The 11,720-nt window shown below is 65.2% G+C and carries 8 protein-coding genes; 7 read left to right on the top strand and 1 reads right to left on the bottom strand.

What is annotated here, in order from left to right; genetic code table 11:
- The first annotated feature begins 21 nt into the window (after window positions 1-21).
- From U0042_RS13145 to U0042_RS13135, 3 genes are all read left to right on the top strand, one after another.
- On the top strand, window positions 22-1,782 hold the full coding sequence (locus tag U0042_RS13145) for an MASE4 domain-containing protein (RefSeq protein WP_114811146.1): 1,761 nt from the start codon (window positions 22-24) through the stop codon (window positions 1,780-1,782).
- A gap of 206 nt (window positions 1,783-1,988) precedes the next feature.
- Complete coding sequence (locus U0042_RS13140; RefSeq protein WP_232833386.1) at window positions 1,989-3,539, top strand: sigma-54 dependent transcriptional regulator; 1,551 nt, start codon at window positions 1,989-1,991, stop codon at window positions 3,537-3,539.
- Between the two features lie 528 nt (window positions 3,540-4,067).
- Window positions 4,068-5,450: an undecaprenyl-phosphate glucose phosphotransferase gene (locus tag U0042_RS13135; RefSeq protein ID WP_114811145.1), complete on the top strand. Its 1,383-nt coding sequence runs from the start codon at window positions 4,068-4,070 to the stop codon at window positions 5,448-5,450.
- A gap of 386 nt (window positions 5,451-5,836) precedes the next feature.
- Here U0042_RS13135 and U0042_RS13130 read toward each other — a convergent pair whose 3' ends face one another.
- Window positions 5,837-6,838, bottom strand: coding sequence for a GlxA family transcriptional regulator (locus U0042_RS13130; protein ID WP_114811144.1), 1,002 nt, complete (start codon window positions 6,836-6,838; stop codon window positions 5,837-5,839).
- 767 nt (window positions 6,839-7,605) lie between these two features.
- Here U0042_RS13130 and U0042_RS13125 point away from each other — a divergent pair.
- The 4 genes from U0042_RS13125 (at window position 7,606) to U0042_RS13110 (ending at window position 11,719) form a co-directional block, all read left to right on the top strand.
- Window positions 7,606-8,673, top strand: coding sequence for a hypothetical protein (locus U0042_RS13125; RefSeq protein ID WP_327205057.1), 1,068 nt, complete (start codon window positions 7,606-7,608; stop codon window positions 8,671-8,673).
- Between the two features lie 123 nt (window positions 8,674-8,796).
- On the top strand, window positions 8,797-9,723 hold the full coding sequence (gene galU, locus U0042_RS13120) for a UTP--glucose-1-phosphate uridylyltransferase GalU (RefSeq protein WP_114811142.1): 927 nt from the start codon (window positions 8,797-8,799) through the stop codon (window positions 9,721-9,723).
- Window positions 9,724-9,893: 170 nt separating this feature from the next.
- Window positions 9,894-10,211 (top strand): YnfA family protein, encoded by a 318-nt coding sequence (locus U0042_RS13115; RefSeq protein ID WP_114811141.1) that lies wholly within the window; start codon window positions 9,894-9,896, stop codon window positions 10,209-10,211.
- Window positions 10,212-10,489: 278 nt separating this feature from the next.
- Window positions 10,490-11,719 (top strand): FUSC family protein, encoded by a 1,230-nt coding sequence (locus tag U0042_RS13110; protein WP_232833385.1) that lies wholly within the window; start codon window positions 10,490-10,492, stop codon window positions 11,717-11,719.
- The last annotated feature ends 1 nt before the right edge of the window (window position 11,720 follow it).

The raw sequence follows: 11,720 nt of genomic DNA, 5'->3' as shown, positions 1-11,720 counted from the left end.
TAGCTCGTCGGGGGAGGCGCATTGAGGGTGCTCACGGACGTATCGCATCTGTTCCTGTCGACGCTGCCGCCCGACCGGCGCCAGCGCCGGCTCGCGGCGGTCATGATGTCGGCCTCGGTGGCGATGCTGGCCGCGCTTGCGCCGTTCGCGCGCGTGCAGTTGCCTGCGGTCTGGGCCTTCATTCCCGTCTACGAAACCGCGGTCATCGTCACGGACCTGGTCACGGCCTGGCTACTGCTGAGCCAGTTCTCGATTCTCCGTTCGCGCTCGTTGTTGCTGCTTGCGGGCGGCTACCTGTTTTCCAGCCTGATCGCCGGCGCGCACATGCTGAGCTTTCCCGGGCTGTTCGCGCCGTCAGGGCTGCTCGGCGCGCGCGACCAGACCACGGCGTGGCTCTATATGTTCTGGCATGGCGCGTTTCCCGTTGCGGTGATGGGCTACGCATCGGACCGCGGCGAGCGGGAGCCGCGGCCCGCGTCCGTGCGCGGTGCCGCGATACCCGTTGTGTTGTGTGTCGTCGGCGTCGTGGTTGCCGCGGCTGCCTTCATATTCCTTGCGACCGGCGGACACGACGCGCTGCCGCGCATCATGCGCGGCTCGGCCATGGCGTCGAGCATCTTCGTCGTGGTGGGCACGGTGTGGGCGCTGAACGTTGCGGCGCTCGTGGCCGTGTGGCGTCGCACGCCGCGCTCGGTGCTCGATCTTTGCGTGATGGTCGTGCTCGTTGCGTGGTTATGCGATATCGCGGTGTCCGCGATACTCAATCACGGCCGCTTCGATCTGGGCTTCTACGCGGGGCGCGTGTATGGCTTTCTCGCGTCCACGGTCGTGCTGTTCGCGCTGCTGTTCGAGAACGGCAAGCTGTATGCGAAAACGGTACGGGCCCTGGAAGGCGAGCGCTTCAAGCATCGCCTCGTCCAGGAGAAGACCGACGAACTGAACGAAGCCAACGAGCGGCTCGAACAGCGCGTCGCGGCGCGCACCGCGGAGCTCAGCACATCCAACGAAGAACTGCGGCGCGAGGTGGAAGAGCGCCAGCGCGCGCAGCGTGATCTCGCCGCCTCGCGCGAAGAGTTGCGCGAGATGTCGGTCATCAGCGCGTCGGCGCGCGAAGCGGAGCAGCGGCGTATTGCGCGCGAACTCCATGACGAACTCGCGCAGACGCTTGCCACCTTGCGAATCGATCTGGAATGGCTCATCGAGCGTGTGCCTCAAGACGACGCCGATCTCGCGCGCAAGATTGCAGGCATGCATGGTTTGCTCACTGAGGCCGTGGGCTCCACGCGGCGCATTGCGGCAGACCTGCGTCCGTTGATGCTCGACGACCTCGGGTTTGCCGCCGCCACGCAATGGCTCGTGGAGAACTTCGAAAAGCGTTACCGGATTGGTTGCATATTGCATATCGAGCCTTCCGGGCTCACGCTTGCCGAACCCTATGCAACGGCCGTGTTTCGCATCGTTCAGGAGTCGCTCACGAACATCGCGCGGCACGCCCAGGCCTCGCACGCCGAAGTGGATCTGCGTCATCGCGACGGCACGCTTGCCCTCACCATTCGCGACGACGGCGCCGGCTTCGACTCGGCCAGCGCGCGCAAGCCTGGTTCGTTCGGTCTGGTGGGGCTGCGCGAGCGAGCGTATCTGGTGGGCGGCACGCTGCGCATCGAGACGTCGCCGGGCAAGGGCACGCGCATCGAAGTCCAGCTTCCGCTCGACGCCGCAGCAACCGGCGACGGCAACCCATTGACGTCGCAAAACCGCGCCTTCCAGAACACGACCCGCTGAGGGCGCGCGTCGCAGCATCGGAAAATCCCTACGCCGGGCCCACAAGTCCTACATCGATTGCGGCCACCCCCGATACAGCCCGCCGCGCAAACCCGCCAAACTGCACGCTGCGAGAATTTTGGCTGTGCCGCGCGGGCGCCTATGATGAATGGCAGGCCGCAGCGCATCCAGCGACACCATTTTCATCGGACAAGAACGTGCAGAAGGTGCCCAAAGGGAAAGCCGATACGCCCGAAACGCACGCCGTAGACGCGGCCGGCGCCGGCGCGCACACGCAGGCTCACAGCGGGCCTGCGGACGGCCACGTGCGGCGGCTCGTCTACGTGGCCCGTCAGCACGACGAGTCGTTGACGGCCCACCTGCGCGAGGCCGGCTGGGAAGTGGTCGCCGCGCGTACGCCGGCTCGCGCGGAGAAAGCGGTGGCGTGCGGCGTGAGCACCGCAGGTTTCATCGACCTCTCCGGCTTCGCGCCGCGCGATCTTTCGGAACTGGAAGCCTGCCTGAAGACCTCGCCGCTCGGTTGGGTGGCCACGGCGAAGAGCCGCCAGCTCGCGGACCCCACGGTGCGCCGTCTCATCAGCCAATATTGCTTCGACTACGTCACGCTGCCCATTCCGTGGGACCGCTTCGCCGAACGGCTGGGGCATGCGCTCGGCATGGGCGCGCTCGGCGCCGAGGTGCAGATCGCCGAGGGAACGAGCCACGACGCGATGATCGGCGAATGCGATGCGATGCGGCAGCTCTTTCGCGCCATCCGCAAGATCGCGACGAGCCATGCGCCCGTGTTCATTTCGGGCGAGTCGGGCACGGGGAAGGAACTCACGGCGCGCGCCATTCACGAACATTCGCCGCGACGCGGCGCGCCCTTCGTGGCGCTGAATTGCGGAGCCATTCCGCATCACCTGCTGCAGGCCGAACTCTTCGGCTATGAGGCGGGCGCATTCACGGGAGCGACGCAGCGCAGGACCGGGCGCGTGGAAGCGGCCGAAGGCGGCACGCTTTTTCTCGACGAAATCGGCGACATGCCCATCGAGGCGCAAGCGAGTCTGCTGCGCTTTCTCCAGGAGGGCAAGATTGAGCGGCTGGGCGGCCTGCAGTCCGTGCCGGTGAACGTGCGCGTCATTTCGGCCACGCACGTGAATCTCGAAGATGCCGTGCGCGAAGGGCGTTTTCGCGAGGACCTGTTCCATCGCCTGTGCGTGCTGCGTATCGACGAGCCGCCGCTGCGCGAGCGCGGCGCCGACATCGAACTGCTCGCGAACCACATGCTCGCCAGGTTCCGCTCGGACAGCACGCGACGCATTCGCGGCTTCACGCCGGACGCCATCGAAGCGATGCGCACGTACTGCTGGCCGGGCAACGTGCGCGAGCTCATCAATCGCGTGCGGCGTGCCATCGTGCTGGCGGAGCACCGGCTCATTTCGGCTCACGATCTTGAGCTTCGCCCCGCCGACGAAGGACCGATGACGCTTGCCCAGGTGCGCGAGGCCGCGGAAAAACGCGCTATCGAAGCCGCGCTGCTGCGGCGGCGCAACCGCGTGGGCGAAGCGGCCGAAGCGCTCGGCGTGTCGCGCATCACGCTGTACCGGCTCATGAACGCCTATGGCATGCGCGCGGCGACGGACGATGCGATGCACGACGCGGCACATGAGCCGTCGCACGACCCCGCGCACGACGGCCCACCCGCGGCGCCTGCCGATGGCGGCGCCACCCCGGACGCCGGTGCGCCATCCGGCAAAAGCGGAAACGCTGCCTGACGGCGGCGTGATGGTAACGCGTGATGGCAACGTATTAGGCGCGGCGCTCAGTCCGCGTATTGCCCGACTCGCCGCATTCCCTTCGCCTTTTCTCGATCCAGCATTCCATTTTCTCTATGCCATGCCGATAGGTAATTGAATCGGCGTTATGTGCGCATGCAGCAACTTGGCGGAATCCATCACGAGCGTGACGGAATTCGACATTGGGCTTGCCATATCCTTCTAGCCATGGGTTGCATCAAGTGGAGCGGGCCATGTTTGCCTGCTGCATTGCGCTGGGAGAACCGCCTGTCAAGCTCGCCGGGCCTGTTGGTCGCGCGAGGGGAGAGGGGTCTGCCTGCGCATCGGAATGCGTCCCCGGTTGAATGCCATTAACGTCGTTTTAGCGGCTATTTCCAATATCGACTCGAATCTGTGTCGATGAATTAATCAAGCGATTTACGGCCATTTTTTTTGGCCGCGGCGCTTCACGCCTGCTCGACCTCGCGTCGAATCAAGTCAAGTATCCTCGCAACGGAGAAAGCAGACATGGCCGGATTTCAGGGAGTGTTCGCGCGGGCAGTGGATGTCGCGCTGATCGTGGGCGGCGGCGCGCTCGCGTCGCACATCCGCTTCGAAGAACTCGCAGACACGCATTCTCCTGCCGCGTTCATCGCCTTTGCCGCGGCGTTTGCGCTCGCCGTGCTGCCGGCCTTCGACATCTATGAATCGTGGCGCGGCCGTTCGATGCTGCACCATGCCGGCCAGCTTTTGCTCGCGTGGCTCGTCGTGCAGGCCTGCGGCGTTGCGCTCATGTTCGTTCTGCACCAGACCGTGCTGATTTCGCGTCTATGGTTTGCGTATTGGACCGTCATGACAGGCGTGGCGTTGGTCGCGTCGCGGGTGGCCTCGCACCTCGTGCTTGCGCGTTTGCGCAACGCGGGCCTGAACCTGCGGCGCGTGGCAGTCGTCGGGTTCGGTGGCCGTTCGGACCAGGTGTTGCGCAATATCGAGGCGTCGTCCGCGAGCGGGTTTCGTGCCTGCGCGCGCTTCGATCTGCGCGATGCCGGCAACGCCGCCGGGCACGCCACATTGCCCGCCTTCGCGGACCTCGACGCGTTTGTGCAATACGTACGGGCCGAGCGCGTGCAGGAAGTGTGGCTCGCCCTGCCGCTTTCCGAGGAACGCACGATCGCGCGCGTCGTGAACGAGTTTCGCGACGACCTCGTGAATATCCGCTTCATTCCGGACGTGAGCGACATGACGCTGTTCGACAGCAGCATGATCGACCTGATCGGTGTGCCGGCCATCAACCTGATGGCCTCGCCGCTGCCGCTGCACGCAAAGCTGAAGAAGGAGCTGTTCGATCGTTGCTTCGCCGCGGTCGCACTGCTCGTGCTTTCTCCGCTGCTGATCGCGATCGCCGTCGCCGTGAAGCTCTCTTCGCCGGGGCCGGTGCTCTTCACGCAGTACCGCAAGGGCGCGGACGGACGCGCCTTTCGCATCTACAAATTCCGCTCCATGCGCGTGCATCGCGAGGAGCCGGGCGTGGTTCGACAGGCCACGCGCAACGACGCCCGCATCACGCGTGTGGGCGCTTTTCTGAGGCGCACGAGCCTCGACGAGTTGCCGCAGTTCTTCAACGTGCTGCTGGGCGATATGTCGGTGGTGGGACCGCGTCCGCATGCGATCGAGCATGACGAGTTGTACCGGAAAATCGTGGACGGCTACATCCATCGCTATCGCATCAAGCCGGGCATCACGGGCTGGGCACAGGTGAACGGTTACCGCGGCGAGACCGACCAGCTCGAGAAGATGCAAGGCCGCGTCGAGCACGATCTCTACTACCTGCGCAACTGGTCGTTTGCGCTCGACATGCGCATCGTCTTCGCGACCATCGCGAAGGGATTCACGCATCGGAACGCGTATTGAATCTCGCTGAGCGGCCGGGGCGTGCACGCGCCGGCCGTCCCTCCCGTTCCCGCTGGTTCCGCGCGTTCCGCCTTCCTCGTTAGTCCCCCATCCAACGTTCGATCGTTCGTTCCAGGTTGCCTGGCCTGGCGCGCCTATGCGCTCGTGTCATGCACTCGTGTCATGCACTCGTGTCGCGCGACCCGTTGCAGATGCCTCTATCAAGCGCCTCAAAAAAAGAACCCGCCGATACAACAGGCGGGCGCAAACGGGGCCAAACCTCACGCGTTACATCGATGGATGCGCTATCGGCATGACGTGATCCATGTGGTCCACGCGATGCAGCGCCGGCGGCGCGCTCACGTGGCGCTTCACGTCATAGAAGCGGCGCAATGTCCGCGGCGCAGCTACATGGCCTTCACCGCAGGCCTTCTTGTCGCGCGATATTCGGTGGGTGTCGAGCCGAGATGTTTGCGGAACAGCTTCGAGAGGCGTCCGCCGCTGCCGATGCCGCAGCGCCGCGCGATCTTGTCGACGGGCAGATTCGTTTCGGCAAGCAGACGGCAACTCATGTCGAGGCGCACGTAGAGCAGGTATTCGGACGGCGTCACGCCCATTTCCATCTTGAAGCGCCGCAGGAAGTTGCGCTCGCTCATGGCGGCCACCTGAGCGGCGTCGTCGATGGAGACCTGGCGGTCGCCGTTCGCCTCGATCCAGCGTGCCGAAGCCTGAATCTGTTCGCTGATGCAGATCGAAGCGTTCTTGCGCACGATCGCCGTGAACTGCGTTTCGGCGGGCGGCGCCACCCAGTTGCCGATCTGCCGCGCAACGTCGGCGCCGTGGTCTTCCTGCACCACCGCGAGTGCCCTGCGCAACGGATTCACGCACTCGGACAGGATGCGGTTGCCGGGCGCATTACGCGTGAGCTCGCCCATGCGCTCGCCGTGCGAATCGTTGCCCGCCGTCTGCGCGATGCCCGCGGCCTCGAGCAGCAGCCGGCCCTCGCCGATAGGCACGATGGATTCGCTGCGCGGATAGGCGCGACGCAGCCATGTGATGAGACGCTCGTCGCGCAGCGCATGACTCACCCCCACGCCGCCCACGATGAAGAGCGTATGGAACGGATCGGTAAGGCGATGCGCGTCCACGCTCTCGGTCCAGACGAACACGGACGACGAGCTTGCGATACGGCCGCCCGATGCCGAGAGCAGGCACACCTCGTAGCGCGTGCCGCCGCGCTGCGAACTGGTGAAGTCGTTCGCAGCCTGGAAGACTTCCACGATTGTGGCGGCACCAGGAAGGGCAAAGCCGTTGAATAACGCGATACCAATGCGTTTTGTGATGCGCGTTTCAGGCATAACGCTCGCCGGTGCTGCACGATTGACCTGGACGTTGACAATGCACTCCATCTGACTTCCCCGAAAGATAGGTGGTCCACTCCGACTGGCATTGAGGCGGATTAATTGGTCGCTCGATGCTACCTGGCGTTTATCTCAAACGTAATTTGCTGGCCGAATTCGCCAATAATTTGTCGGATATCGTCCACGGTTAGATAAGCGAATTATTAATGTCGAATTGACGGACATATCGCGCTTGTGGCTATGCCGGATCGGCAATAGTCTTCCAGTTGAAACGTTTGCTTTTTCCTCATTGCGCATAAATGCGGCGCGAATCGCCGCATGGTGTGTGGCCGCTCGCTCCGCCACGCGCACGGTGGCGCCTCGGCACAACGGCAGGCACGGCGGACGCGGGCTGGCCGCATACGCCGGGGTCCTGCGAACGGTCATCCGGCGCGCGGCGTATATGCCCGCGTCATACTGGTTTAGGGAGTGGCTTGCGGCATTTGGCGCGACGGAATTTGTTGCAAATTCTTTCGCGCAACATGGTTCGCGACGGGGGCAAAAGACAAGCCTTTGTCGGAATATGCCAATGCAGCTGGCTTATCGTATGCAGACAGAAATAGTGCGTAATGCAATTTGATTGCGTGATTCGGTATCCGGAAAGAGATGCATATAGCGGCATGACTGCCCTGTGACAACCGGTATCGGGTTGCGCGCATACGACAATGAGAGCGTCTTGCGGCGTGACTACACCCATATTGATCATCGAGCCGGTGGCGCGCGGCTTTCGCCTGGAAGTGCTTGCCAGTGCGATATCAGCCATCCGCAAACGTTCAATGTACCCGATTTTCATCATTACGCGTATGGATTTCGCGAGCACGGAGTTGACCCGGCTCGATATGTCCGCATGGCAGCAGGTGCATATCGTGCAGGCGCCCGTGGACTTCGGCGGGGCCACCATGGGGCGGCTGGATGCCGTTCGGATGGACGCGCTCCTGAATGCCTGCGCGGAAATGGTGAATGCGGATCAGGATGCACAACTGATTTTCCTCGGCGCCGACGATTATCTCGATGCATTTTCCGCCCATGCTTCTACGCTCAAGCAGCGATTCGCCCGCTCGCGCGTTTCGGTGTCGATGCCGAATACGGAAGATCTGATTGCGCGGCAACTGAAGGCGTCGGGAAAGAGCGCGTTAGGGCGGCAAGCCGTGGCGTCGCTGAACGCGGCCGACGCCACGTTGATCGCATTCGACGACGCCTTGCGCGGGCATCGCATCGGTCAACGCGAGGTCGTGGTGCTGCCCGACCCGTGGCATGGCCATTTCGCGACCGCGCAGCGCAGGCGTTCACGTGAGCGCTTCAAGTTCGCGCCGGCCATGCTGGTGATGGCGGCGGCGCTCGACCCTGCGGCGGGCGGCGACCCGGCGTCGTGGCTGGGCGCGGCCGAGCGGCTTGCCGAGGTGCCGGGCGTGCACCTCGCGCTGCATGGCAAGGTTCGCGCGCTCGACCGGCCGAAGCTGCGGCGCCTCGTCGAACGTTTTGGCCCGCGCGTGAGCCACACGGGCTCGGCGGCTGCGTCGGACGATGTCGCGCGCGACGTGCAGTTGCTCGCGGCCGCGGACGTCATGCTCACCTCGTTGATCGGCGCCGCGGACAGCCAGGGCGCCGATGGACTCTGCGAACACACGCCGTTGTCCGAAGCGCAACAGGCGCGCCTGAACGGCTTCGGTGCGGCGTTCGATCATGAGGCCGCGCGTCAGCTCGTGGCGAGCGCCGACGCGCTGCGTCTGTTTTCCGGCAAGGAAATGGCGCTGCTGCGCGACACGCTGGAGCGTCACGCGCAGGACCTGCTGGTCGATTCGTTCGGCGCCGGCTTGCGTGCGGCGCTCGGCGTCGACGCCTGAGTGGCATTCAATCGGCGTTCAATTGGCGACGCGGCCCGATCCCGATCCCGATTCCGATTCCGAAGCTGCGTCGTTCAAGCCTTCCGCCGCTTCCTCGCGCATTCACCTCACTGCGGAGTTCACATGCTCAAAGTAACCAAGGCGGTATTCCCCGTGGCCGGTCTCGGCACGCGCTTTCTGCCGGCCACGAAGGCGAGCCCGAAGGAAATGCTGCCCATCGTGGACAAGCCACTGATCCAGTACGCGGTGGAAGAGGCCATGGCCGCCGGCATCACGGAAATGATCTTCGTGACGGGCCGCAGCAAGCGCGCCATCGAAGACCACTTCGACAAGTCCTACGAGATCGAGGCCGAACTCGAGGCGCGCGGCAAGGACAAGCTGCTCGAACTCGTGCGCAGCATCAAACCGAGCCACGTCGACTGCTTCTACGTGCGTCAGCCCGAGGCGCTGGGTCTCGGCCACGCAGTGATGTGCGCCGAGAAGCTCGTGGGCGACAACCCGTTCGCCGTGATCCTCGCGGACGATCTGCTCTACGGCACGCCGCCCGTCATGCAGCAGATGATCGAGGTGTTCGACCACTATCACAGCTCGGTGATCGGCGTGGAAGAGATTCCGCCCGAGGACACGAAGTCGTACGGCATCGTGGACGGCAAGGAGTGGGAAGACTCGATCATCAAGATGTCGGGCATCGTGGAAAAGCCGGCTCCCGACGTGGCGCCGTCGAACCTGGGCGTAGTGGGCCGCTACGTGTTGAAGCCGCGCATCTTCGAACATCTGCGCGCGCTGAAGCCGGGCGCGGGCGGCGAACTGCAGCTCACGGATGCGATCCAGTCGCTGCTGGCCGACGAACAGGTGCTGGCCTACAAGTACCACGGCACGCGCTTCGACTGCGGCAGCAAGCTCGGTTATCTGAAGGCGACCGTCGAGTTCGCGTTGCGCCACCCCGAGGTGCAAGCCGACTTCAGCGCGTATCTCAGTGATCGACTGGGGTTCGGGTTGGGTGAGGCGTCGCTGCGAGCGTCGGCGCAGCAGGCCGAAGTCACCGGCTGATAGGGGGACGAACGGCGGCGCCGGCCCGTCGCAGGTCGCAGTATCATCGGCGCACTTTCCGTTCGCGCCATAGCGACGCCGACGACGCGACAGACAAGGCCTGGTGGAGGGCTGTCGCGCGGACCCGATGCGGGTCGTCGACGGCCATCGCTTCGCCACCCGATTGCCGGATGAAAACTTTCCTTCTCTACGTTGCGACTGCGGCGGCCGAAATCGTCGGCTGCTACCTGCCTTATCTGTGGCTGCGCGAAAGCCGTAGCGTCTGGCTGCTCGCGCCGGCTGCGCTTTCGCTGGCGCTCTTTGCCTGGCTGCTCACGCTGCATCCCGCCGCCGCGGGCCGGGTCTATGCGGCCTATGGCGGCGTGTACGTGTCCGTGGCGCTCGTCTGGCTCTGGGCTGTGGAGGGCGTGCGGCCCACGGCCTGGGATTGGTCCGGTGTCGCCCTGGCGCTGGCCGGAATGGCCCTGATCGCGTTCCAGCCGCGCTGACTCGCGCATCCATCATCACCCAGACGCGCCAAGACGGGCCGACGCGCGCCGCGCTCGTTGCGCGCAATTTTGTCCGGTTATCATCCGGGAAAACCCTGTCCTCCCTCTTGCCGCGCGAGCGTCCTTACCCGGATGCGTGCGCGGCGCGGCATGGTTTCCCCGTTCGCCGAATGCGCGTGAAGCCGGAGATCCCGGCTGAAGCGCGCGTCGGCGCCGACTCACCGCCGGGCGTCGTCCCGGCCATCGGCGCGCGGCCACAAGCCGGGCAGCCGATTCGCATGAACGTCGTCGACATGATCATTGCCGTCGCTGATTCGATTCGCGCGCGCTACTCGCGCGTGCTTCAAGACCTGCACCGTCGGGCGGTGATTGCCGATCCCGGTCTGCTGCGTCTTCGCAACGCCGCACGCTCGGCGCTTGCCACCTTCTTGAGCGCTGCACTCGCGTCGGCATGGGCGCTTCACCACCATCTATCCGTGACCGTCGCCGCGCTCGGCGTGCTGTTCGCGATGATCGCGCCGCTGTTTCTGCGCGACGCGCGGCTCTCGGGCTGGATGATCTCGCTCGGCTGGCTTTATGCCACGGCCTGCGCGTGTTTTGCCGGGGCCGCCGCGGTGGCCGCCCAACCGGCCATGCGCGGCGCCGGCCTCCTGTTCGTGGTGTTCGCGGGCATGCTGTGCCAGCGCAGCGGGCCACGCGCCATCGGTTGCGCCATGCTCGCGCTGGTCGCGTTTTATCTCGGGCTGTATCTGCATCCCGCGCACGCGATGGTCGTCGCGATGCTGGCCGTCTCGGCGTGCGCGCCCGTCGTCGTGACGTTCGTTTCGCGCGTCCTCATTCCGGTGCAGCGGCGCCGCGCGTGGTCCGTGTGGCCGACCGTGCGGGGTCTGACGCGCGACGCGTGGCGCACGGCCGCGCGCTTCAATCGTTCGGCGCGGCGTGGCAGCCGTTTTCTGCAAGGGCTGCGCAAACGCGAGCAGACCGTTCTCGTCGCGCTCGTGCATCGGGTCCGCGCGCTCGCGTGGCTGCCCGCCATACCCGCGACCCTTGCGGCGGCGGTGGCCATGCTGGTCGGCAGCGGATTGTCGGAAGAGCGCTGGATGTGGGCGGTCATTAGCACGTTCGTGGTGTTCCTCGGCACCACGTCGCGCGAGCACACCATCAACCGCGCGATGCAGCGCCTTGCGGGAACGTTTGCCGGCGCGCTCGTGAGCGCGCTCGTCGTGACGGCGTTCCGCCACACGCCAGGCGTGCTCGCGGCGGCCATGGTGCTGTCCGTGTTCGGCTGGGCCTATTACATCTTCCACGCCTACGCGCGGGGCGTGTTCTTCATCACGGTGCTGGTGGGGCTCGTCTATGGATCGCTCGGATTCGAGATCGTGCCGCTCGCGCGCCTGCGCGTGGAGGAGGTCGTGACAGGGTGCCTGATTTCGCTCGCGCTCGCGCTGCTCATGATGCCCTCGGCGGCGGCGCGGCGCGTGCAGCCCGGTGTGGCGGCGGGGCAGTAGG

It is taken from the genome of Paraburkholderia kururiensis, from assembly GCF_034424375.1.
Taxonomy (GTDB): Bacteria; Pseudomonadota; Gammaproteobacteria; order Burkholderiales; family Burkholderiaceae; genus Paraburkholderia; species Paraburkholderia kururiensis_A.
Note: the sequence above shows the minus strand (reverse complement) of the source record. Positions and strands in the feature narration are given on the sequence as shown.